We start from the raw sequence: 25,176 nt of genomic DNA, 5'->3' as shown, positions 1-25,176 counted from the left end.
GAGGACTACCTCAAGTTCATCGCTAACCGTCGCCTGTCGCAGATTGGCTTGAAGGAAGAGTATCCAGGGACCACGAACCCGTTCCCATGGATGAGCGAGATCATGGACTTGAAGAAAGAGAAGAATTTCTTTGAGACCCGTGTGATCGAATATCAGACTGGCGGTGCGCTTAGCTGGGATTGATCGAGACCTAGTGTGGGAGCTTGCTGATACACCGTGTCGCCTGCATCGCAGGCACTCCAGCTCCCACATTGATCCTGTTTTCGAACCCGATTCCGATGCCCTCAAAAATCCCGCAAAACAGCTATTTATGCCCAATCAAACCATCAAGACACCCTGCGTCGGCCTGTGCTCCACCGTTTACGGGGACCTGGTCTGCCGGGGCTGTAAGCGTTATCACCATGAAGTCATTCAATGGAATGGCTACAGCGGTGAAGAGAAGCAAGCCGTGTGGCTGCGCCTCGAACAATTGCTGGTGCAGGTCATGACCAGCAAGCTTGAGGTGTTCGATGCACCCCGCCTGCGTCAGCAACTGGAAGACCGCAATATCCGTTTTATGCCGCAGCAGTCACCGTATTGCTGGGCGTATCAGTTGATTGCCCGGGGCGCACGGGTGATTTCGAAGTTGGATGCTTATGGGCTGGCGTTGCTGCCGGAGTTTCGTGAGCGCAACCTGACTGATCTGCGGGATGCCATTGATCGAGAGTTTTTCCTGCTTTCCGAAGCACACTATCAGCGCTACATCGCGCCTGGGTTTCTCAGGGAGGCGTTTGGTGCGCCTTTGATAGCCAGTATCTAAGACGCCGCAAAACAAGTGTGGCTTGCCTGCGATAGCGCAGTGTCAGTCAGCCGTTTTTCGACGGGTACACCGTCATCACAGGCAAGCCAGCTCCCACCTTTAATCTTCATTGTCTAGAAGATTTCAGCAGGTCCAGGACGCGCCTCGCTCCGCCTGCAACCCATAACGCTCAATCGCCTGCTGGCATACCTCGCGATCCAGGCTCCCCTGCTCCGCCAATGCCGTGAGCGCTGCCAACACGATGTGATAGCGGTCCACCTCAAAGAAATCCCGCAACGCCGCACGGGTATCGCTGCGACCAAAGCCATCGGTGCCAAGCACCGTGAAAGCCGAATCCAGGTACGAAGCAATCATGTGCGGCACCGCCCGCACGTAGTCAGACACTGCAATCACCGGTGCGCCTTTGGGCAAACAGTCGGCCAAATGGCTGTGGCGTGGTGCTTGCCCAGGATGCAGACGGTTCCAGCGTTCCACCTCCCGTGCTTCCCGCGCCAGTTCGCTGAAACTAGTGACGCTGTACACCTCGCTTTGCACCTGCCAATCGTCCGCCAGCAATTGCGCAGCGGCCTGGGCTTCGCGCACCAGCGTACCGGAGCCGAGCAGGCGTACCTTGCCGCTGGCCTGTTCGCTGAGACGGTACATGCCCTTGATGATTGCCGCCTCGACACCTCCCGGCAGCGTGGGCTGCGGGTAGTTTTCGTTCATCAGGGTCACGTAGTAAAACTCATCGATGTCGTGCTCCAGCATCTGGCGCATGCCATGGTCGAGGATCACCGCAAATTCGCCGGCAAACGCCGGGTCATAGGCCCGGCAGTTGGGCACGGTAGCGGCGGTCAGGTGGCTGCTGCCGTCCTGGTGCTGCAAGCCCTCGCCGCCCAGGGTGGTACGGCCCGCCGTGGCGCCCAGCAGGAAGCCACGGGCGCGCTGGTCGGCAGCGGCCCAGATCAAATCGCCGACCCGCTGGAAGCCGAACATCGAGTAATAAATATAAAACGGCAGCATGCGCAAACCGTGCACCGAATAGCTGGTGGCCGCCGCGACCCAAGAGCTGATGGCGCTGGCTTCACTGATGCCTTCTTCGAGGATTTGCCCGTCGGTGGCTTCGCGGTAGCTGAGGATCGAGCCGATGTCTTCCGGCTCGTAACGCTGGCCGACGCTGGAGTAAATGCCGATCTGCTTGAACAGGTTGGCCATGCCGAAGGTCCGCGCTTCGTCCGCCACAATCGGCACGATGCGTGGCCCGAGGGCCTTGTCCTTGAGCAGGTTGCTGAGCATCCGCACAAAGGCCATGGTGGTGGACATTTCCTTGCCGCCCGCCTGGGTTGCGAAGCCTGCATAGCCTGCCATCGGTGGCACGCCTACAGGCTCCGCTTGCTGGACGCGGCCAGGTACATAACCGCCCAAGGCAGCACGGCGCTGGTGCAGATAGCGCATTTCGGCGCTGTCATCAGCCGGTTTATAGAAGCTCAGGGACTCAGCCTGCTCGTCCGACAGCGGCAACTGGAAGCGATTGCGAAAGGCGATCAAGGCATCACGGTCGAGTTTTTTCTGCTGGTGAGTGGTCATCTTGCCCTGACCCGCCTCGCCCATGCCGAAGCCCTTTTTGGTCTGCGCCAGGATCACCGTCGGGCGGCCTTTTACCAAGCGCGCAGCGTGGTAAGCGGCATGGATTTTCACCCTATCGTGGCCCCCGCGCTTGAGGTGGTCGATCTGCTCGTCACTCAAGCCTTCTACCAATTTGGCCAGGGCTTCGCTTTGGCCGAAGAAATGCTCGCGGTTGTAGGCGCCGTCCTTGGCGGCAAAGGTCTGAAATTGTCCGTCCACGGTCTGGGACAGGGTGCGCACCAGCGAGCCATCCGCATCGCGCGCCAGCAAGCCATCCCAGTCCGAGCCCCACACCAGCTTGATCACGTTCCAGCCGGCGCCGGCAAACAACGCTTCCAGCTCGTCGATGATTCGGCCATTGCCGCGCACCGGGCCGTCGAGGCGTTGCAAGTTGCAATTGACCACCCAGGTCAGGTTATCCAGGCCTTCCCGGGCGGCCAGGGTCAGCGCTGACATGCTTTCCGGCTCGTCCATTTCGCCGTCGCCGAAGACGCCCCAGACGTGGCGGTCAGTGGTGTCCTGCAAGCCGCGATGCTGCAGATAACGCATAAACCGCGCCTGGAAGATCGAGCTGATGGGCCCAATGCCCATGGAGCCAGTGGGAAATTGCCAGAAGTCCGGCATCAGCCACGGATGGGGGTAGCTGGACAACCCTCGGGCACCGACCTTGAGTGCGCCGATTTCCTGGCGATAGTGCTCAAGATCGGCTTCGTTCAAGCGGCCTTCAAGGAAGGCCCTGGCGTAAATGCCGGGAGCAGAATGGGGCTGGTAGAACACCAGGTCGCCGCCAAAGTTGTCATTACGGGCGCGGAAGAAATGATTGAAACCCACCTCGAACAAATCCGCGGCACTGGCGTAGCTGGCGATATGACCGCCCAACTCGCCATAGGCCTGGTTGGCCCGTACCACCATGGCCAGGGCATTCCAGCGCACCACCGAGGCGAGCCGTTCTTCGGTGGCCAGGTCGCCTGGGAAACGCGCTTGCTGGTCCACGGCGATGCTGTTGATGTAGGGCGTGCCGTGACGCGGCTTCCAGGCGATGGTGGGAGTGCCGCCGGCATCCGCCAGCATGTCGAGGATCTCCCTGGCTCGCGCGGGCCCGGCGTTGGCTACCAGCGACGCCAGGGCGTCACGCCATTCGGCCAGCTCTTGCTGGTCTGTCGCTGTCTGACTCACTGCACTCGCGAAACCGTTCATGGGCTACCTCCAGGCTTTTTTCCAGTTTATGTCGGCGCCAGAGGATTTTTTGACTGTTATAGGCCGATCAAGCACATTTTTTGAGCATGAATAACTGCCAAACCCAGCATTACGAGCACGTTGTGCTGCAACCCCCTTAAACCCCGCAATTGTGTTTAAAATGCCGCCCGCTCAATGACCGACGCTGCCCGATGAACCCAGACGCACTCGCCACCCTCAACGCCCATTTGCTCACCGCCCTGCAAACCGCCCCCACGGAGACTCGGCGCCTGTTCCACGGCCGTGGTCGTTGCTGGCCGGGCTTGGAACAGTTGACCGTGGACTGGCTGCAAGGCGTGGTGCTGGTGTCGCTGTTCAAGGAGCCCGAGGCGACAGAGCTGGCAGCCTTGAAACAGCTGTTGACGCACATCACCGCGTCCAGCCAATGGCAGCAGTCCGGTGCCCATACCCTGGCTCTGCAACACCGCTACCTGCCGCAAAGCACCACCGAGTGGCTGCTGGGGGAGATCGTCGACGAGTTGACCCTCACCGAGGGCGGCCTGCGCTATCTCATCGACCTGGGCAAAAAGCAGAACAGCGGTCTGTTTCTCGACATGCGCTATGGCCGCAACTGGGTCCGCGAGCATGCCCAGGGCCTGCGGGTGTTGAACCTGTTTGCCTACACCTGCGGTTTTTCCGTGGCGGCCATCGAAGGTGGGGCCACCCATGTGGTCAACCTGGACATGGCCCGTGGCGCCCTGAGCCGAGGTCGCGACAATCATCGGCTCAATGGCCATGACTTGGGTAAAGTCAGCTTTCTGGGACATGACCTGTTCAAGTCCTGGGCCAAGGTCACCAGCAGCGGCCCTTATGAGCTGGTGATCATCGATCCGCCGTCCTTTCAAAAGGGCAGTTTTTTGCTGACCAAGGACTACCAGCGCGTCTTGCGCCGCCTGCCAGACTTGCTCACGCCAAAGGGCACGGTGCTGGCGTGCATGAATGATCCGGCGTTTGGCGAAGATTTCCTGATCGACGGCGTAACCCGCGAAGCACCCAGCCTGCGTTTTGAGCAACGGCTGGAAAACCCGCCGGAATTCCCTGATATCGATCCACAAAGCGGCCTGAAGGCGCTGGTCTTTCGTCAAGGCTGATGTCATATCGCCCAGCGCTTGCTACGCTAACCCTTACGCCGGGTGGTGAACCTTATTCCCTCCTTCCCGGTCGATACTTGCACCCTTTGGCCAGATTCGACGGCGTCACACTCGTCGGCTGCCCCGTTTCACCTTCTGGAGAACGCCCCTGTGATATCGACCCTACATGTAGCCAGACTCAAAGCCTGGGGCGCCCACGGTTTTACCGCCACCGGTGTGGTGCTGGCGTTTCTGGCGACCCTGGCGTTGCTGGAGAATCAGCCCAAGGCCTGCCTGCTGTGGCTGGGCCTGGCGCTGGTAGTAGATGGCGTCGACGGCTCGTTGGCGCGCCGGGTCAATGTACAGACGGTGCTGCCCAGTTTTGATGGCTCGGTGCTGGACCTGGTGATCGACTACCTGACCTACGTGTTTATCCCGGCACTGTTTATCTACCGCTACATCGACCTGCCGGACTTCACCCACCTGTTCACGGTGTCGGTGATCTTGGTCTCTTCGCTGTTCTGCTTTTGCAACGTCAACATGAAGAGCAAGGACAATTATTTCCAGGGCTTCCCCGCTGCCTGGAACGTGGTTGCGCTGTGTGTCTATATCATCGACCCGTCTGCCTGGGTGACGCTTTTTACCGTGATCGGCCTGGCGCTGTTGACCCTAACCCCGATGAAATTCCTGCACCCGTTCCGGGTCAAGCGTTTTATGCCGCTCAACATTGCGGTGACCACGGTGTGGTTGCTGTGCAGCCTATTGCTCGTGATCGACCAGCCGTACACTAATAGCCTGACCATGGGCTTGTGGCTGTTGATGTCGGCGTACTTCCTGGGGATTTGTATCTGGCGTACGGCGGTGGAGTGGCTGGATAAGTCGCGCTCGTGATCGGCAAAATGCTGAAGAGAGTCTTGTTGTGGCGACTGTTTCAAAACGCCAACTTGTACCCAATCAACCCCAGCATCACCGCCAGGCAAGGGCGCAGGAGCTCGTCCGGCACCCTTCCAGACATATGGCTGCCCACGTAGATCCCCGGCAGCGAGCCCATCAGCAGAAACCCCAGCAGATGCCAATCCATGTTGCCCATGCTCGCGTGCCCAAGGCCTGCGACCAGGGTCAGCGGCACCGCATGGGCGATTTCGGTGCCCACCAGGCGTTTGGTGGCCAGGAACGGGTACAGGATAAACAGCGCCACGGTGCCCAGGGCGCCGGCGCCGATGGAGGTTAGCGCAACCATGGTGCCGAGGATCACGCCAGTGACCACTGTCAGCCCGTTCAGGTTGCGCGAGCTCATGTGGTAGTGATCGCCGGCATGACGTTGCGCGAAGGCCAACAGCTTTTTCTTGAACAGAATCGCCATGGCCGTCAACAGCAGTACCACGCCCAACGCCTGCTTGATCACCTCGTTCATGGCGGTGGGGTCGGTGTGCAGGCTCTTGAGGAACCACAGCGTCAGCAACACTGCCGGCACGCTGCCCAGGGTCAGCCAGCCGGTGATGGTCCAGTCAATGTTCTTGTTTTTGCCGTGAACCAGCACCCCACCAGCCTTGGTGATGGCGGCGTACAGCAGGTCGGTGCCCACGGCGGTGGCTGGGTTGATACCAAACCACAACAGGATCGGCGTCATCAACGAGCCCCCGCCCACACCGGTCATACCGACGATAAATCCAACAAGCAGGCCTGCGACAACGAAACCAAAATTACCCACATCCATTACAACTACCTACGGCCTTATAAAATACTGGCCGCAGCATAGCGATTTTTCTTATAACTACTTATATCAATACGATCTGACTTTATGCCTTTTTGTCAGCTCGATTGATTCAGTCCACACGCAGACATCTATAGGCCTGGGTCTGATACGGGAAGGCCACCGTGTCGCGGCCGCGCAAGGCTGGGTGAGTCTGGATCAAGGTGTGCAGTTGCTCGGTCACCGTCGCTTTCTTGTCGGCCGGCAGCGCGGCGATAAAGCTCACTGACAGGAAGCGGTCCATGATCACCTCTTGCGGGCTGCCAACATGGGTGTAGGGGAAACAGGTCATTTGCGCTGCCGAGAAATACTCTCCGGTGAACGCCGCGCGCCACTGCCCGGTATGAAAGCGCGGAGTATCGCCCTCATAGGGCGTGATGATCGCAGTAATGGCCGCGACCCAATCCACCGACTCATCCCGCATATTCCAGATCAGCCCCAGGCGGCCACCGGGCTTGAGCACTCGGTGGATTTCGCGCAGTGCCGCTTGCGTGGAAAACCAGTGGAAGGACTGGGCGCAGACCAGGGCGTCGGTACTGGCGTCCTCAAGTGGGATCGCTTCGGCGGTACCTGTCAAGAGATGCACATCCGGCATTCCCTTCGTCAACTGCGCGCCCATGGCTGCTACAGGCTCGACGGCAATCACTGTCGGCGCAACAGTGCTCAGCAGGCGGGTGAACTTGCCGGTCCCGGCTCCCAGGTCGACCACCGTGGACTGCGCATTGATCTGCAGTACCTCGGTCAGCCAACCGGTCAGTTGCCGTGGATAGTCCGGTCGGCCCTGGGCGTAAGTGGCAGCCTGGGTAGAGAACCCCTGTTGAGCAGACGTGTGAACACCGGTCATTGCCAATCACTCCTCGGGTATTACGGGGTCACAGTGTGCGGCTGCTGTTCGTCGAAGCCAAGGGCTTCACGTCGGCATGGGACTAATGTCTGCCACCGATTTATTTTTCAATCAGTGCATCCGTTTGATCTCGCGGTGAGTAGTACAGGAAGCAGCCACACCGCTGCCCAGTTGTTCACCCTTACGGAGAGAGACCGATGAACGCACAATCACTGCTCTGCCTGACCTGCCTGCTCGCTGCCGCTCCGGCAGCCTTTGCCCAGACCGGGTTGCCCGACAGCATCAAGGTGCCGGACGGACACAAGGTGGCCATGGAAACCACCGGTGTTGGCGAAATCACCTACGAATGCCGCGACAAGGCCAATGCCGTCGGGCAGACCGAATGGTTCTTCGTCGGCCCCAAGGCTGTGCTCAATGACCGCAGCGGCAAGCAGGTCGGCACCTACTTCGGCCCACCAGCCACCTGGCAAGCCAAGGACGGCTCGAAAGTCACCGGCACCCAATTGGCCGTCGCGCCGTCCAGCGCCGGCAACCTGCCCTACCAATTGGTCAAGGCCAATCCGGCTGAGGGCAAGGGCGCCATGAGTGGTGTCAGCTATATCCAGCGCGTCGCGCTCAAGGGTGGCGTGGCGCCGAGCACCGAATGCACGGCGACCAATAAAGGCAAGCAGGAAGTGGTGAAGTATCAGGCGGACTACATTTTCTGGGCAGCCAATTAATTTGCCTCGAGAGCAAAGTCATCTACGCTGCTCCGATAACACCCCGGCCTTATTTGGCCGGGGCTTGACCTTGTCCTGGTGGCCCAAACCTTGCCCGAGCACTTTTTTGACTATGAAGCCTGCCTGTTGGCATGTGCCCGAGGCGAGCAGCAGGCCTTGCATCAACTGTATGAACAGGAAAGCGCCCGCCTTCTGGGCGTGGCCCAGCGTATCGTGCGGGATAAGGCCCTGGCGGAAGACATCGTGCATGACGCCTTTATCAACATTTGGAACGGCGCCGCCGGTTTCGATCCCGTCAGAGGCTCGGCCCGTGGCTGGATCTTCAGCGTGACCCGGCACATGGCGCTCAACTTCGTACGCAACAATCACCGTGAAGTGCCGCTCAGTGCAGAGCACGAACAGACACTGACCGCCGAAGCGCCCGTCGACACCTTCGAATACCGTGCCCGCACAGGGCAGATTTACCAATGCCTGGAACATTTGGAGCCGGTCCGACGCAGCTGCGTGTTGCATGCCTATGTCGATGGTTATTCCCACAGCGAAATCGCACAGAAACTGGGCACCCCTCTGGGGACCGTCAAAGCCTGGATCAAACGTAGCCTCGCGGCACTGCGTGAGTGCATGGCATGACGATAAAGAGCACACCTCGCGAGCTGGATGAGCTGGCGAACGAATATGTACTGGGCACCTTGTCGGCCGAGCAACGCTTGCACGTGCAACAGCGCCTGGAACAGGACGCCGACCTGCGAACGGCAGTCGATGCCTGGGAGCAACGGTTGTTGCCGCTGACGGAGTTGGCCGAGCCTGTCACGCCCTCGGTGTACCTGTGGCGACGTATCGAACGCAGCCTGGGTCATTCGGTACGGCCCGCCGTCGGGGGCTCGTCGGTGTCGTGGTGGAACCTGCTGGCCCTGTGGCGTGGTTTGGCGGGTACCGCCATGGTAGCGAGCCTGGTGCTGGCAACATTACTGCTGACCCGCACGGCAGCGGTCAACCCGACGGCCTACGTGGTGGTGCTGATGGGGCCGCAAAGCCAGGCACCGGGTTGGGTCATCCAGGCGAGCAACGATCAGCAGATTCAGCTGATACCGCTGGGCGTCATGGAAATACCGGCGGACAAGGCGCTGGAGTTCTGGACCAAAGGCGATGGCTGGCAAGGGCCGGTATCCCTGGGGCTGGTCAAGCCGGGGCAGACGCTGTCGGTGCCGCTGGATAAACTGCCGCCTCTGGCGCCGAACCAATTGTTCGAGATGACCCTGGAGAACCCAGGCGGTTCGCCGACGGGTAAGCCGACGGGGCCGATTCAGGCGATTGGACGGGCGGTGAAAGTGATTTGAGTGGTCGCGCAACATTAAGGCGCTGGATTAAAACGCCCACAAGCGCCATCCTCCGCGCTTTAAGCCGCCCCATCAGCGGCGCTCGACGAACAAAGGATATTTCCATGCACGACCAACCCCTCGCCCCTGCCGATTTCGAATCCATCGAAGACATTCTATTGAAGTACGGCGACGACCACTCGGTGCTGAACCTGGCCGAACTCGACGGCTACTTCGCCGCCCTGGTATCCAGCCCGGCGCAGGTGGACGTCGCCGAGTGGTTCCCGGCCATCTGGGGTGGCCAGAACCCGGACTGGGAAAGCGCTGACGAAGCCAAGCAATTTATCGACCTGTGCGTGCGCCATATGAACGCCATTGCCACCCAGTTGGCAGTGAACGCCCAAGGCTTCAAGGCCCGCTTTGAAGAAACTGAGCACCAGAATCAGCCGCTGACCCTGGCCGAGGAATGGTGCTTCGGTTATATCCGTGGCGCAGCCGTGGGCAACTGGCCACAGCTGCCCGCCGAACAAGCCGAGCAGTTGGAAAAGATTTCCTGGTGCGCGGAGCAGGACAACTTCGAATTGCCAGCCGATCTTGACGTAGGTTTGCATCAGCAGCGGGTCAGCGCCATCGAGCCGGCCGCGCGGGCGTTGCACGATTACTGGTTGGCCAAGCGCTAACCCCTCAGTTATTGAGGATCATCTCAAAGCCGCCATAGATCATCCGTTGCCCGTCAAAGGGCATCGGATTGACGTCGGCCTTCATGCGCGGGTCTTCCATCACCTTGCTCATCCCCGCGTCGCGCACCTGCCGCGAAGGCCAGACGATCCAGGAAAACACCACCGTTTCATCGTCCTTGAGCTTGACCGCCATGGGCAGCGAGGTCACCTGGCCCTGGGGCACGTCGTCCCCCCAGCACTCGACGATATTCAGCGCGCCGTGCTCCTTGAACACCACCGCCGCGGCCTTGGCATGCTGGATAAACCGCTCACGATTGGCAGTGGGCACTGCGATAACACAACCATCGATGTAAGACATGATCACTCTCCTGATTGGAAGGGATGAACGACCAGGATTGAAACGAGCCGTTCTTTCTTGTAATCGATCCATCAGGCGCTCAATCGACAGGCTTCTCGACAACGCCGACCAGTGGCATCCCTGCTTGCGGGCACTCACAACGATCCCTGCTCGACAAGGGCATCGTCTTTGGCCGATTATTCGTCTCCGCCAGCCGGCCACTCCGCGCCACCACCGCCTTGAATCAGGAGCCTTGTACCTTGAGTTCGCAGAAAACCGTGACCGTTACACCGCCCAACTTTCCACTGAACGGCAAGGTAGCGCCCCCCGGCTCGAAATCCATTACCAACCGCGCTCTGTTGCTGGCGGCCCTGGCCAAGGGCACCAGCCGCCTGAGCGGCGCGTTGAAAAGCGACGACACCCGCCATATGTCGGTGGCCTTGCGGCAGATGGGCGTGGTCATTGATGAGCCGGATGACGTGACCTTCGTCGTCACAGGCCAGGGCAAGCTGCAATTACCCCCACAGCCGCTGTTTCTCGGCAATGCCGGGACTGCGATGCGCTTCCTGACGGCAGCGGTGGCCACCGTGCAAGGCACGGTGATACTGGACGGCGACGAGTACATGCAAAAACGCCCCATCGGCCCCTTGCTGGCGACCCTGAACCAGAACGGTATCAAGGCCGACAGCCCAACAGGTTGCCCTCCGGTGACCGTCCACGGTAGTGGTCAGATCAAGGCCAAGCGCTTCGAGATCGACGGCGGCCTGTCGAGCCAGTACGTCTCGGCGCTGTTGATGCTGGCGGCCTGCGGCGAGGCACCCATTGAAGTGGCCCTGACCGGCAAGGACATTGGCGCTCGTGGCTACGTTGACCTGACGCTCGATTGCATGCGCGCCTTCGGTGCCCAGATCGAAGTCGTCGACGAAAGTACCTGGCGCGTGGCGCCCACCGGCTATACCGCCAATAACTACCTGATCGAACCCGACGCTTCCGCCGCCACCTACTTGTGGGCCGCCGAAGTCCTCACCGGCGGCGCCATCGACCTGGGCGTTGCCCCACAAGACTTCACTCAGCCCGACGCCATGGCCCAGGCCGTGATCGCGCAGTTCCCGCACATGCCGGCTACGGTCATCGGTTCGCAAATGCAGGACGCCATCCCGACCCTCGCCGTGCTGGCCGCGTTCAACAACACGCCGGTGCGCTTCACCGAGTTGGCCAACCTGCGGGTCAAGGAATGCGACCGGGTCCAGGCGCTGCACGACGGTCTCAACGAAATTCGTCCCGGCTTGGCGACCATCGAAGGTGATGACTTGCTGGTGGCCAGCGATCCGGCGTTAGCCGGCACCTCGTGCAACGCGTTGATCGACACCCACGCCGACCACCGCATCGCCATGTGCTTTGCCTTGGCGGGACTGAAAGTCGCGGGGATCAAAATTCAGGACCCCGACTGCGTGGGCAAGACCTATCCTGAGTACTGGAAGGCCCTGGGCAGCCTTGGCGTCCAGTTGAGCTACTAAGCTATCAACACGGGTGTGGGGAGGGAGTTTTCATGACAGTTCGCCAACCCTGCCCACCCGGCGCCTGCGATTGCGAACGTGAGCAATTGCTCGACGCCCCCGACGCAGACCAGCGCATCCTGCACCTAACCCGCCAGGAAGAAAAACGCCTGCTCGAACGCCTTGAGAATCTGCAAAGCCTGCCGGACCTGGAACGCATGCAACAGCTGATGTACCAGCAACTGGGCATCCGCTTGCACGTTGCTCCCGGCCACACTGAAGTGAAAACCATGCGCGGGATTGAGATTGTCATCGACGAGTTGCCGGGCCTGTGTCGCAAGACCCGCAAGTTGATCCCGACGGCGATTCGCAAGGGGCTGGAGAAACAGCCGGAGATTGCGTATCGGTTGCTGGATGCCCATGACTTGTTTCGGGAGGATTAAAACAGCCCACCCAAAAGCCGCCAGCGCAGCCTCGCTAACGCTCGACAGCGCCCACATTATTTGATCCAGACCGACGAACACCCGCCCCTCCGGCCGGCTATAAGACCGCAAAAAAAGGGGCAATCACTGATCGCCCCAAACTGGTTACAACGAGAGGTCCATCAAAACCCTACAAACTAATCTGCCCCCGCTCCTCATCCGTCAACCGCGCCCGCGCCTGTTCACTCAAAGGCCCCGCGCCCAACACCTGCACCGGACTGTCCGGGTTATACACCGGCGCCCTGCGCGCATCCTCCTGCCCTCGCGGTACTGGCTCTGTACCAAACCCGAGCACCTCAACCGTCACAATCGAAGCCCTGTCCCCGCGCGCCGCCGCCTGCTGATTACGCGCCGCATCTTCCGCCGCCTGGGACGCCGCCGCACCCGCCGCGCTGGCCGAGCTCATCGCCCCGGTATTCACCGCCGCCGACACCGGCACCCCGGATGACTTGCCCTGGGTCTGGATATTCGCCGCGTTCACCACCCGCAACGCCGCAATGTTGATATTGCCCGACACCCGAATCCCCGCCTCCCCCGCATCAACCGTGCCCAACGGCGCAATCAAGTCGATGTCCCCCGCGGGCACTTCCGGGATCGGGTTAAGCGTGGCAATCCCTGCCCCCGTGCTCGGTACCGACGGCGACAAGGTCACATTGCCCCAACCGTCATAGACCCGCTTGGGCGGCGTATACACCACGGTGGTCTTGGACCCCCGGCCGGCGTTGATATCCCCCGCTGCCGACCAGCCCATGATCGAGCCGCCAAAGGTGGTCATGATCCGGCTCTGGCCCAGCAGAATGCTGCCCATGGAATACAGCTGGATATCCCCCGCGCCCTGGGTAATAACCCCCGCCGAAGCCGGTGGTGCAGCGCCTTCGATGCCGAAGGTCTGGCCGCCGCCAGGGGTGAGCATCTGGATCGAGCCACCAAAATTGGTGTGCACGCCGGAGCCGCCAAACAAGGTGATATCGCCCTTGTAGGTGATCGTATTGCCGGCCACGTCCTTGTCCGGGAACAGTGCAGCAATCGCCGCCCGCCCCCGTACATAACTGCCCTGGCGCGCACCGCCGTCCTGGTTGTATTCACGGCCGGCAGCCTTGAGCTCGGTGAAATACACCTCACGGGCAAACACCCGCTGTTGCTCCGCCGACAGCGCCGTGTAATAGGCTCGGGCCTGCTCGCTGTCACCTTCAAAACCGAAGCGCTCGGCCAGCCAGGTGACTAGTTCGTTTTCGTAGGTCTTGGCGACCTTGCTGCCCTGGATTGACAGCGCCTCACCCGGCTGCGCCAGGTTGGCCGGGTTGAGGTAGGCCTCCACAAAGCGCCGATAATCCGGGCCGTTGGGGCCGGCGCCGGCTTGCATGACAATGCTCGCGCCGGGGCGGTTATCGCCTGGGGCGACAGGGCCGAGGCTGGTGACACTTACCTCGCCGCCCTTCAGGACGTCGCCGCCAGACATGAGGATGTTGCGGCCAGCAGTCAGCTCCAGGGTGCCGGGGCCGGCGACCTGGGAGTTGCTGTAGAGGATGTCGCGCCCGGCAGAGACGATGGATATATCGTTGGGGCTGTTATGGATGAACAGGTTGCCCGTCGACAGGGCGTTTTCGGGGCTGGGAATGGTATTAAACCGACTGCCACTGCTGACAATATCCCGTCCGGCCATCATCCACACCGGCGCACCGCCCTCGTACCAGGTCTGCCCCGTATGAAGATACGTTGGGCCAGAGTCAAAGGAGATGATCCGTCCACTGGTGACCCCCACCAGATCCCCGGTAACCGCATAGAAACGTGCAGGGTCGGTTGAGCGGTTCGAGGTTGTCGACGCGCTGGCGGAACCAAAGACGAACAATGGCAATGGATTGCCATTCGCAGGACTACCGTTCGCCGACAGGTTGCTGCCGTCAACGGCGACCTCACTGTTAACCCTGCCGACAAACGCCGGACGCGAAGGGGTCGCCATGACGCTCGGATCGGCCGACGATGGCGTCACGAACATACCGCCGGCATAAATCGAGTCGTTAGCCAGGAACTGCAACTGGCCGTGGGCGCCTGGGGCGAGTAACAGAGCAGAACTGTAATCCAGGTCGAACTGCGGTGAGGCAGCGGCTTTGCCGTAGTAAAAACTGCCGCTGGCCGCCGTTGCCCGAACAATCGAGGGATAGACAATCGCCAGGTCTGACGCTATGCCTCCAGTGTTTGGGGTCAAATTGCCTCCCGCTGAAAACAGGTCAATGGCAGTACGTTCGGTCCACAGCGAGAACCAACTGGTGCCAATACCGTGCTCCAAGTTCCCTTGTTCCTTGGAGCCACGTGTGAATGGCGAACTGTTGAGCAGTTCCACTCGCCCTGGATCCACCACATCCTGCAAAACAACATCGCCCAGTGTCGCCAGGCTAAATGTGGCATCGCCCGGCACCAGTGTCATGCCGCCCACTGCCCGGCCACGGGTGGCCTGCAATGCATCGAATGCCCGGGTTTCGCCAGCACCGTGATCTTCCTTGACGCTGCCATAGTGCAGGTCAATCTGGCCCAGGGCACCGCCAAGCAACTGCGCATTACCACGTAAATTCACCAGCATGCCGTTCTGCCCGCCGACCAAAAGGTCACTGGCCGGGTTCACGGCACCACCGATACGCACGCGCAAATCGCCACCGCCCGTCAACTGCAGACTGCCATCGCTCGCCACTCGGCCAGTACTGCCAACGGCCAGCACCAGGCCTTGACTGCGCGGGTTGGCGGAGGAACGCATGGCATTACCGGCCATGCGCTGAAGTAACCCTGCGTCACCCGCGACCTGTATGTCCAGATCACCACCGCCCAACGTGCCGAAACCGGTAAAGCCGACCAACTGATCCGCACTGGCAGCCTTACTCGCCAGGTCATTGTCGGCCGTGTAGCTACCGAAGTTGATCCACCAGGCCGTCGGTTGGGGTTGGCCGCCGACATTCACATCCGCACTGCCCTGGCGCCACAGCCAATTACCCACACTCGCCGAATCTGTGCCGGCATCCAAAGGGTTAGGCCGAAAAAAGCCGCTATTGAGTGGAGCAACGATGTTCCCCGTCAGGTTGCCACCTACGTTCATCGTCAGGTTGCCGCCTGCCTCCGGGTACCAGGCACGGTACAGGCTGCCAGTGTCACCGTTGACGAACTGTTCGAAGTAGCTGCCAGGGTCATTGAGTACGGTCTTGCCACGCCCCAGAGCCTTGGGCTGGTTATAAGGGTCGCCCTTGTAAGTGGACGTGGAGGACGTGCCCGCCGTATAGACCCCATACAGCGAATCCATGCTCAGGTTGCCGGCACTGAGCAGCTCAAGGTCACCGGTGCCGGTGCGGATCACACTGAAACGCGTGCTTGATGGCACTGCTGCATACTTCGTGACGCTCAGGGAAAGACAGTAACTGGGCAACTGGGCGCACAAATCCTCGACCGAATGCATCGTTGGATTGTTGAACTCCTTGACAATCGCGTCAGTGATCACCGTCCCCTCTTCGACGCCCAAGTCGTCCACCGCGACTTGGGTCCATACATATTGAGCCTTGATAGCGCAGTACTCCGCAGAACTGAGACAGAAGTCGGCAACCGTGCCTAGGCTTAAGTCGTCAAACATCTTCTGGTCAATCGGCTCACCCTCTTTGATATCGAGCCCCTCCCCATCCGGCCCGAGGTCCAGGATCGCCTGCGCAGTCCACGTTTGAACACCTTCTGGAGGCAGTTGCTTGGCAAACATGCCGTAGTGACTGTCCGCCAGATGCAAGTCACCGCTGCGCGGATGCGCTTGCAGGATGCGGCTGTCCGCCGCCTCGGTGTCAGCCCCTGCCACAAGGCGCAGCGACCATGATTGCGAACCTTCAGCCAGCATCGGCGAAATGGCCCAGAGCCGATTCGGCTTCCCAGCCACTTGCGCACGCAACTGCACCGAGTCCGCACCGGCCAGCAACTTGATATTGGTCCCCGAAGGAATGAGTGCGCCCCGTGGCAGCGGTATATTGCCGTTGAGGGTGACGATATTGTCAGTGGCCCTCGTGGCGGCATCTACGGAGGGCAGCGGCACACCTTTGGGCCAGGTCATGGCCCCAAATTTAGTCCCTTGCGTCAGCAGGCTGCCAGCTTCCAACTGCGAACCGGCCACCAGTGTGTGCGCCTGGCTCAACAACGTACCTGCCGCCAACAGCACATTGCCGGAAGCATCCAGCACCGACGCAGCCAATACAGTGCCAGACGGCAGCACCAGGTCTTGGGTCAGGGTCGCGCGCACCGGCAAGCGGGTACCGGCAGCCATGGTCATACCCTTGATCGGCAGGTCGTAATTGAGCACCGTGCCCGCCGGGAACGCAGTGCCGTCTGCCAGGGTTACGCCATGACCCGGCACCACAATATCGCCGCCGGTAAAGTCGATACCCGGCAACAGCACCCAGCCTTGGTCATCAACGGTCTCGGGCGGTGGCGCGAAGCCATCGTTGATACTGCCGTAGATATTCAGGTCGCCACCGGCGCGCAAGGTCAAGCTGCCCGACTCACCGGAACCGTAAACATCGTCTGTCTTCTTGATGTGTGGGTTGAGGCTGGCATACCGGAAGCCAGAGAGATCGAGATCGCCCTGCACCACCAGATCACCGTCCGGCGTTTTGCTAACGATTTCCACCCCTGGCCGCAAGTGGAAGGCATCGGCGTAGGTCGCGTTATTCAGGCCGGCGAGTTTGTTTTGCCGCAGATTATTGTTGAGCAGTGCAGCGTCGATAAACTTGACGCTCAAATCATGCTTTTTCTCCAGGTAGTTCTGATCGATTACCTGATATGGCCGACCGCTGGCGGTAGGGTCGGTTTTCACCTCGGCATCGTCGTAGCTGATCATGCCGTTGAGGGTGATCGAGCGGGCGCCCTGGATATTTAGTTGGCCATGTGCGTCGATGGCGATGTCATTGCTGGTGCCATCGGGGTTGATCAGCCGTGGCGCGTTCAGCTCCAGGGTACCGCGATTGCGACCGTCGTGACCCTTCACCACGTCGGTGCCGTGGCGCAGGTCGATGCGTACACCGTCGGCCAAGGTCAACAGGCCGGTGCCGGAGCCGAGGATTACCATCGCCCGGTTGGGTGAGTCGATGATTTTGCCGTAGCTGTCCACCCGCAACTTGCTGCCATGGGCGTCCAGTACCGCACTGCCATCCAGGGTAAGGCCATGTTTGCCCGCCAGGTTGATGCTGCCAACGCGCTCACCACTCGCGTCCACCCTGCCTGTAACCAACAGGCTGCCGTTGTCCACGGACACGTTGATGGTGCCGGCCTTGAGGCCGTTGCCAATGGTCAAGTCGCCCTGTTTGAGCTGGAAGCTGCGCGAGCCAAACACCTGGCCCCCGTTCAGGCGCTGGTTAAGGTCGGCGAACTGTTGGTCCAGGTTGGCGCTGCTGCCCAGGCGTTGGGCCTGGATTTCCACGGTACCGGCCTGATAAGGCATCAAGGTGCCGCCGGCATCGTAATAGCCGCTGCTGCCGCCAAGGATCTTGCCTTGCAGGTCGACAATCCCCCCCGCCGCATCTACCGCCATAGCCCGCAGCTTGCCGGCCCGATTGTGTGTGGCCGACAGGTCGATGGTTGACCCCACCGCCTGGAGGATATTGTTGGTGCGACTGTCCAGCAGCACATCGCCGCCCCAGCTGTATTGGGTGACGTCGTTGAACGCGATGGCGCGACCGGCGACGTCGATCAAGGCGTCGCCAGTAAGGATCACGTCGCCACGGGCGCCCAGGCTGACCTTGCCGCTAGGCAGCACCACCGCAGTAGCCAGGCGAATGCTGTCACCTTGCAAGGACAGTTCGGCGCCCAGGCCGTTAACCGTGCCACGCACACCAGCCGAGGCTGCCACGTCAATCGCACCGCCCGCCGTGATGCGGTTCGCCGAGCCGGCTTCACCGGTCATCAGCGGGGTGAGGATATTGAGGTTGCCACCGATGTACTGGAAGCCCTTGACCGGGTCATACCCAGACTGGCGCTGGTACACCGATAGGCTGCCCTTGTGGTTCGCAGTGATGCGTTCACTGGCGTTGAGGTTGATGTTGGCAAAGCCCAGGGCCAGGCGGTCGAAGGTCTTGGTGGTGCTCTTCTGAGAGAAGGCACCATAGCCAAACTCAATACGCTCGGCGTTGATATCCAGACGCCCTCTACCGATACCGGCACCGCCGGCGATGACCGCTCCGGGTGCTGCCTCGGAGCCCTGCCAGATCAAATGGGCGGTGTGGATAGTGGCCACATCGTTGGCATCACCGGAACCGTAAATCGCCGGGGTGGACAACAGAAAATTGTCCAGGCGCGACTTGCCAGTCTGAGGGTCGTAAGTGTCGAGAGTCGTGGTGCCGTAGAAGTTGAAGGCCTTGCTGGCCGACAGTTGCAGGGTTTCCAGGGTCGGCGCACCGAACTGGGTATCGCCACGCAACAAGCGATCGAGCACCTGCTGGTTGAGGGTCAGGCCGGCCGGCAACACGTTGCGTGCTGCGGCATCGGCCAGGCCCGCGGTGCTGCCGACGTTGATATTGCTCAAGGCCAGCGCCAGGTGACGAGTGCCGTAGCGCACCTGGTCGCCCAGCTCCAAGGCTGTGTCGGTTGCCGCGACGATGCTGCCCTGCGAATAGAGCGAGGTTTGCCCCGAGCAACTGCCAGTGGCACAGACACCAATCTGAATACCGCCGGTCTTGATATCCCCCGCATTAACGTAGGGCAGCACATTGAGCAGGCCGTTGGACACCGCCAGCATGTTGGGCACGCCTTTGTAGACAAAACCATCACGGGCATCATAGGACGCCGCCCCCTGCCCGATGGTATTGATTGACGCGCCCTGCTCGATCACGATATCGCCGCTACCGGCTACCAAAATCACCTCCGGCGCCGCCAGGGTCACACCGGCTCGCAACAGGATCGAACCACCCGGGGCGTTTTCCCCCCGTGCAAATTCGATGGTGTTGCCACCCTGGCCATAAAGCACCATCGATAGGCCACCCACCAGCAGGCGCTTGGCCCCCAGGGCGTTGAGGCTTTGGGCATCCACGGTCAAGCCGGTGAACCCTGGATCAAACGGTTTGCTGGCATCGACGATCTGCATATCGCCAAGTGACCGGTTGATCAGCGCCACCGTACCGCCGAAGCCTCCTGGCGCTGCATCAAAGCGGCCAATGCCCTTGAACGAAAACGTATCGCTGCCGCCCCCGACATTCATCGCCAGCTTGAGGGTCTTGGCATCCATCGGCAGCAAAGGTCGTGGCACACCGAGCTTGGCGGCATCGGCGATGGCGAATTGGGTGTAACCGGTTTCGTTGTACTGGGAATAACGTCGCAAGGTGTCGGCCGACGTCAGGATCACTTGGCTGACCAGGTCGTTCTGGATACCGGTGTTAATAATCGACAAACGCCCTACCGTGGACCATGAGCCGTTGCGCATTGGCGTGGCACCAGCGTCACTGCCCAGCCCGGCCAAGCCATTGATCTCAACCCGGAACGCCCCCGGCATCAGCGCATAAGTGGATGGCATCAAGGTGTAAGTACCGGCCGGCAGCCCCGAAACCCCGGCACCGATGGTGATCTGCTGACCGACCAGTGGCGCCACCGCACCGCCCTCGGCGGCCACCGGCGCATACCCCGGCTGAGCGCCAGGCACGATGGCGTACACCGGGTTGGTGTTCAGCCCCGGCAGCGCAAACCCGCCATTGGCCCCGAACTGCACCAGCGGGTTGTAGCGCGCATCGGTGGAACCGCCGCGCCCGGAAATAAACCCGGCCCCTAACAGTTCACCACCGCCGGAAAGGTCCAGGACAGCCTCGGGCAATACCACCACGGACTTGCCGCCCAGGATCACCCCGACCGTCAGGTCGCCGCTGCCAATCACCACCCCACCCTGCCCCACGAAATTCACAGTCTTGCCGTTGTAGCGATAGGTCTGGCCATCCACCGTACCGCCATACGGCAATACCAGGCCCCGGCCACTGACCGAGGTCAGACTGCCGGGTAACAGCTCGACCCTGGTACTGCCCAGGTTGCCGAGTTCGATCACCCCCAAGGGAGCACGCAGCACGCCGCCTTGCTTGATAGTAGCGGCGCCCAGTTGCAGGCGCCCGAACACCGAGTACGGCGCGACACCTGTATCGCTGCCAACTTTCTCAATAGTCAGGGTGCGCGTTGGGTCGAACTCCTTTTTCTGGTTATTGCCGCCCAGAGAGCCTACCAAGACCTGAGCGCTGATCCCGCTGCCAGGGTAGATTCGGGCAGCGCGCAAGGTCAGGTCGCCCGCCGATTCCAGTATCGTGCTGAAGCCTTCTGTCACCGCGCCATCGCGACCAGCGAGGAACCGCAGATCACCACGGCTGTTGAGGTGTACCTGATCAAAACCCGAATTGAGTGCGAAAAACACCTCACCGCGAATATCCAGCAAGTCGCTGTCGAGCGTGAACAGGCCTTGGCCTGGTATCGCGGGCTTCTGCGCTGATGACGGCGAAATCAGGAAGTTTTCGTTTCTGAGCGGCGAGAGTATTCCGCTGAGCACTACATGGGGCGCATTAAGGCTAACCTGCGAGGTGTTCGAAGCTCCTAGGGCCAAGCCCATACCACCGGAATACAGTTCCAGGCTTTGTCCCATGTTCAGTGATACATCACCGGCAAATGACAGTGTTCGGCTTAACAAGGCGAGACTGTCGAAACCACCGGCTATCACTTGATCTACCCCGATCCGCCCATGACCATAAATCAGCGAGTCGGCAGCTGACTCGGCAGTATCGGGTAAGATATTGGCCCGGTGGACCTGGCTGAGAATCATCTCGCGGGGAGCCAGAACCCGATCGTTGGCATAGGCTCTTTGGTAATACACAGACTCCAGCGCCAGCGCCAGGCGCCCACCCGCGGCTCCCTTGCCACCGGCCTTGGCCACAATGCTGCCGTCCAGGTACAGGCCATTGTTGGAAGCAAAGGCAATACTGCCGCCATTGCTCGCCACCAGCGTGCGTCCCTGCCCCGGAATATCCAACAGCGCCTGAGTGCCAGAAGCATCCAGCCGCGCGCCTTCGCGTACCACTACAAACAAGTCGCTGGCCTTGGCGATGCCGGTGGCCGGGTTGATATCACCGCCGATGGTGATCTGGCCGCCGTTGCGCACTTGACCGTAAAGCCCGCCGCGATTGTTCACCGCGGTTACGGAGCGGGCTGCCACATCAATCAATGCCTGCTCGCCGATCCAAATCGAGCGACCGTGGCCGATGGCATCGACCTTTTCGGAGTCAGTCGTACTTATGCCCGCGAGGCTGACGCTACCACCCCAGGCGTTGAGCGTGCCGTTGACGGTCAGTTGGCCGATGCTGCGCAGGTTGATCGCCTGGCCAGGATCGACACTAATCACTGCGCCCTGACCCACTGTCAGGGCGGTGGTCGCCATCTGCGCGGCCGTGGAGTCCTGATACCCGGCGGCCAGGTTCAGGCTGGCACCACGGCGTTGGGTCAGCACACCCTTGGTCGCATCTTCCTGATACAGCAGCGGGGTCCAGCGTTCCAGGGTCGTGGCAGGGTCGCTACCGCTCGGCGTAGTCGCCGCCTGTTCCCCTAAACGGTAGACCGGCATGCTGACGTCGACCTTCGCGCCATCGGCGACGATCAAACCTTCATTGCCGGTGATGTCATAGGCCGAGAAACCCTTGTTGAAGAAGTCACCGGCCAATTGCAAGGTGCCGGCCTGCGGCACGCTGGCGTTATTACCAACCAGCACCTTTTGGGCTTGCAGGGCCAGAGTGCCGCCGCCACTGACGCCATAGCCGCGAATATCACCGCCCAACTCCAGTGCACCGAAGGCGCCCAGGGTCACGCTGCCGCCCTTGCCACCGCTGACCGTGCCGTCCAGGCCGATGGTTGCGCCGGAGGACACACTCACCAGGCTACCGGCCGCCAGTTTCACGTCACCGGTACTGCGCAGCGACACGTTGCCGCCGTTTATATAGGCCACACCGTCGGTGATCGCAGGGTCCAGCGCCAGGTTGTTCCAGCGCCCAGAGGCATCCAGCTTGACCCCATCGGCGACACTGACTCCCGCCAAGCCCGGCAGGATCACATCGGTGACAACGTTGTTGCCATTGAGATAAATCTGACTGAGCACGTTCCCGGCATTGATACTGCCACCGTGGGCAGTCAGGTTGGCGTTGACCTTGACCCCGGGTGCATACAGGGTGATATCGCCACCGTCCGCCACCTTGAGCGCACCGTTGACCTCAATCTGCTGCTTGGCCCCCACCTTGATGGCGCCCAACTGGTAGCCGTTGAGCTGGTCACTGTCGAGCACCAGCTTGCCCTGACGCTCGGCCGGTAGCGCAGTGCTCAGATCCAGGCCATCGGCAATCTTTTGGGAGTTGCCCTCGATCAGCACCTGGTTCGTGGTCGGGGTCAAGGCGTAACGCAAGGTGCCGGTGCTTTTATTGAAGATCGGCGTGTACTGGCCAATGATCAGCTGCGCGCGCTGGGCCATTGCCTTCTGCGACTGCTGATAACCATCGAGGTTGATATTGGGCGCCAGGGTCTGGCGATCACCCTGGAACACGTCGCTGATCAACTGCCCTTCCAGCACCGCATTGGTCGTGCCCACCACCAGCTTGCCGGCATCGCGGCCCACGGTATAACCGGCCTCATAGCGGCGTTGCGAGGCGATCAGCGGATTGTAGTAAAGATCGGTGCGGCCCCAACGTGTACTGCTGTCTTCAAAGCCCTTGTAGAACCCGGTGTACAGAATGTCCCCCGGTGCTTTCGACAGTTCATAGAGCCGACCATCAGGGCCCTTGAGCCAGGTTTGCTGGATATATCCGGCCTGCACATCGACGGTACCTCCCGACAGATTGATCTGGGCGCCCTGCTGGGTCACCACGTCCTTGCCGGTAAAGGTCACGGTGCCGCCCTGGGCCATCCACTCGCCCACCGAGTGGCCTTGAGTGCCGAGGTAGCCGCCCACTTCCAACAGACCGCCTGCGGTGTACCAACGATCCGTGGCATAGCCGTTGGTGCCCGCGGGGACGAACACCAGCTCCCGCAAGTCGACCCACACATCATTGTTGATCAACTTGCCACTTTCCCGGCTGACCGGCGCGTCGCGCTGCTCGTTGCCCTGGACGTTGATCTTGATGTTGTTGGATTGCATCGACACCTTGACGCCGATAGCACCAGACACATCGATCATCGCGCCATCGCGCACCAGGCTGCGCTGGCTGGCGCTGACTACCACCTGACCGCCGGTGGCCAGGGTAATCGAGCCTTTCTGGAAGTCCACGGTGCTGGCGCTGACGATCTCGATCCGCGACTGGTCGGTGCGATCGGCGACGCTGCTCAGATTATTGAACTGCCCGGTGATCAGGTTGGCCGCATGGCCGTCGAGCTTGATCAGGCCGTTGTCCTTCTGGCTGTTGAGAGCGGTGCTGCCACTGCTGTCCAGCAGAATCGCGCTGGTGCTGCCCTGGCCCAGGGTCACGCTAGCGGTGCTGTCGCTGGCCGAGTTGAGTAAGTGGATGGTGCCGCGAGTGTCCACTGAGGTACTGGCCAGGACCACGCCGTTCTGCTCTACCTGGTGCCCGGTGAGGGTGATATCGCCGGTGGAGGCCATGATCAAGCCGCTGTTGCTGACCTTGCCCGAAGTACTGCCGGCCTTGAGGCTGGTGGCCACTTCATTGCCACGGGTGGTGGAACGGTCATTGCCCGCCGTGCCGACACCGCGCCGGATATAAAAACTGTCGCCCGCCGCCAGGGTGGTCTGGCCCTTGGCCGTGATGATGGTGCCGGCGTTTTCCACTTCCGAGCCCAGCAGCAAGGCGTAGCCGCCGGAGTCGGTGGACGTGGCCGGGGCATGAGTTTGGATCAACGCCCCGCGCTGCACCTCGACCTTGCCCGCCGCATCGGTAAAGGTTGGCTGGGTGCCATTGGCATCGACATAAATTCCGCGCAAGGTGAACTGGTCATCGGTGATGGTGGCCGCAGCCGCCACCAGGTTGCGTACGTTGACCTGGCTGCTGCCGCTGAAGACCACACCGTTACGGTTCATGATCATCACCGTGCCGGCACCCTTGATCTGGCCCTGGATCTCACTGGGGCGAGCGTTAGGGTCATTGACCCGGTTGAGCAGCGCCCAGTTGGACTGCTGCTGGAAATCGACGGTGGTGTTGCGCCCGACGTTGAAGGTCTCCCAGTTGAGGATCGCCTTGTCAGCGGTCTGCTCGATGGTCACCGTGGTCTTGCCACCGGCCTGGCTCTGGGTCGGGCCCTTGGCATTGGTCCAGCCCTGGGTCAGGCTGTTATCAACCTGGAGCCCGCCCTTGCCGAGGCCATCGGGGATGGTCGAGATGTGCCCCAACGCTGCCTGCCGCCCCGCTGCCTGGGCTGCCTGTTGCGCGGCAATCGCCGCGACGCTGGTGTTGAGGGTGCTCAGGGAACGCTGCAACTGCTGGTTGACGCGGGCCTGCTGGGACAACGGCGGCGGCATCCCCGGCACCTGCGCCCCGGGACGCGCCGCCGTCGCCGCCTGGGACGCGCCCTTGTCGGCGAACCAGCCGGAACTGAAGGCCGTGGCACCGTGGGCACTGCCCGCCACCAGCAGCAAGGCAATGGCATGGGCCAGGGGCTTGAGGCGCAGGATCGTCTGACCGTTGCCAGGGCCTTGGGCATTCACGTTAACCGGTGGTTTGCAGCGGACCATCTGGAATCATCCTTCTTTGTTATTGCTCATGGGCGACTGGCGACGCGCGTCACGTATGGGAGTTAGGCGGTTGGCGAGGGGCGGGACTGAACATCTGTCATCGAAAATTCATATAAGGCTGATGCTTAACGCAGGGTTTGACGGA

General features: G+C 61.1%; 14 protein-coding genes and 1 pseudogene. 10 read left to right on the top strand and 5 right to left on the bottom strand.

The window, feature by feature from the left end:
* Both AAEZ06_RS24585 and AAEZ06_RS24580 read left to right on the top strand, forming a co-directional pair.
* Positions 1-183, top strand: a pseudogene (locus AAEZ06_RS24585) (ribonucleotide-diphosphate reductase subunit beta); the annotation flags it as partial.
* A gap of 127 nt (positions 184-310) precedes the next feature.
* Complete coding sequence (locus tag AAEZ06_RS24580) at positions 311-799, top strand: DUF1289 domain-containing protein (RefSeq protein ID WP_350616687.1); 489 nt, start codon at positions 311-313, stop codon at positions 797-799.
* A gap of 123 nt (positions 800-922) precedes the next feature.
* Here the strand turns inward: AAEZ06_RS24580 and mdeB are convergent, their stop codons facing one another.
* Complete coding sequence (gene mdeB, locus AAEZ06_RS24575) at positions 923-3,601, bottom strand: alpha-ketoglutarate dehydrogenase (protein ID WP_350616685.1); 2,679 nt, start codon at positions 3,599-3,601, stop codon at positions 923-925.
* A 191-nt stretch (positions 3,602-3,792) separates the two neighbouring features.
* On the opposite strand from mdeB, the gene AAEZ06_RS24570 reads away from it, so the two are divergent.
* Complete coding sequence (locus AAEZ06_RS24570; protein ID WP_350616684.1) at positions 3,793-4,731, top strand: class I SAM-dependent methyltransferase; 939 nt, start codon at positions 3,793-3,795, stop codon at positions 4,729-4,731.
* 150 nt (positions 4,732-4,881) lie between these two features.
* Complete coding sequence (gene pcsA, locus AAEZ06_RS24565; protein ID WP_149414560.1) at positions 4,882-5,601, top strand: phosphatidylcholine synthase; 720 nt, start codon at positions 4,882-4,884, stop codon at positions 5,599-5,601.
* A gap of 40 nt (positions 5,602-5,641) precedes the next feature.
* Here pcsA and AAEZ06_RS24560 read toward each other — a convergent pair whose 3' ends face one another.
* Entirely contained in the window at positions 5,642-6,427 is a 786-nt protein-coding gene (locus tag AAEZ06_RS24560; protein ID WP_149414561.1) for a sulfite exporter TauE/SafE family protein, read from the bottom strand.
* A gap of 109 nt (positions 6,428-6,536) precedes the next feature.
* Complete coding sequence (locus tag AAEZ06_RS24555) at positions 6,537-7,307, bottom strand: class I SAM-dependent methyltransferase (RefSeq protein WP_149414562.1); 771 nt, start codon at positions 7,305-7,307, stop codon at positions 6,537-6,539.
* A 197-nt stretch (positions 7,308-7,504) separates the two neighbouring features.
* Between AAEZ06_RS24555 and AAEZ06_RS24550 the strand changes: the two genes are divergently transcribed.
* The 4 genes from AAEZ06_RS24550 (at position 7,505) to AAEZ06_RS24535 (ending at position 10,022) form a co-directional block, all read left to right on the top strand.
* Complete coding sequence (locus tag AAEZ06_RS24550) at positions 7,505-8,026, top strand: DUF3455 domain-containing protein (RefSeq protein WP_149414563.1); 522 nt, start codon at positions 7,505-7,507, stop codon at positions 8,024-8,026.
* 90 nt (positions 8,027-8,116) lie between these two features.
* The gene (locus AAEZ06_RS24545) at positions 8,117-8,656 is read left to right on the top strand and encodes a sigma-70 family RNA polymerase sigma factor (protein WP_149414564.1); all 540 of its coding nucleotides are present in this window, start codon (positions 8,117-8,119) and stop codon (positions 8,654-8,656) included.
* A complete protein-coding gene (locus tag AAEZ06_RS24540; RefSeq protein WP_350616680.1) occupies positions 8,653-9,363 on the top strand; it encodes an anti-sigma factor in 711 nt (236 codons plus the stop codon). The genes AAEZ06_RS24545 and AAEZ06_RS24540 overlap by 4 nt, the downstream gene beginning before the upstream one ends.
* A gap of 104 nt (positions 9,364-9,467) precedes the next feature.
* Positions 9,468-10,022: a UPF0149 family protein gene (locus tag AAEZ06_RS24535; protein ID WP_350616678.1), complete on the top strand. Its 555-nt coding sequence runs from the start codon at positions 9,468-9,470 to the stop codon at positions 10,020-10,022.
* 4 nt (positions 10,023-10,026) lie between these two features.
* Here AAEZ06_RS24535 and AAEZ06_RS24530 read toward each other — a convergent pair whose 3' ends face one another.
* Positions 10,027-10,380: a DUF1428 domain-containing protein gene (locus AAEZ06_RS24530; RefSeq protein ID WP_350616676.1), complete on the bottom strand. Its 354-nt coding sequence runs from the start codon at positions 10,378-10,380 to the stop codon at positions 10,027-10,029.
* Between the two features lie 239 nt (positions 10,381-10,619).
* Between AAEZ06_RS24530 and aroA the strand changes: the two genes are divergently transcribed.
* Positions 10,620-11,876 (top strand): 3-phosphoshikimate 1-carboxyvinyltransferase, encoded by a 1,257-nt coding sequence (gene aroA, locus AAEZ06_RS24525; protein WP_149414568.1) that lies wholly within the window; start codon positions 10,620-10,622, stop codon positions 11,874-11,876.
* Between the two features lie 32 nt (positions 11,877-11,908).
* Entirely contained in the window at positions 11,909-12,298 is a 390-nt protein-coding gene (locus AAEZ06_RS24520) for a hypothetical protein (protein ID WP_149414569.1), read from the top strand.
* A 169-nt stretch (positions 12,299-12,467) separates the two neighbouring features.
* On the opposite strand, the gene AAEZ06_RS24515 is transcribed toward AAEZ06_RS24520, so the two are convergent.
* The gene (locus tag AAEZ06_RS24515; protein WP_350616673.1) at positions 12,468-25,031 is read right to left on the bottom strand and encodes a filamentous hemagglutinin family protein; all 12,564 of its coding nucleotides are present in this window, start codon (positions 25,029-25,031) and stop codon (positions 12,468-12,470) included.
* Positions 25,032-25,176: the final 145 nt, after the last annotated feature.

Source organism: Pseudomonas sp. HY7a-MNA-CIBAN-0227 (genome assembly GCF_040310325.1).
GTDB lineage: Bacteria > Pseudomonadota > Gammaproteobacteria > Pseudomonadales > Pseudomonadaceae > Aquipseudomonas.
The sequence above is the reverse complement of the archived record's forward strand: the minus strand, read 5'-3'. Positions and strand labels throughout refer to the sequence as shown.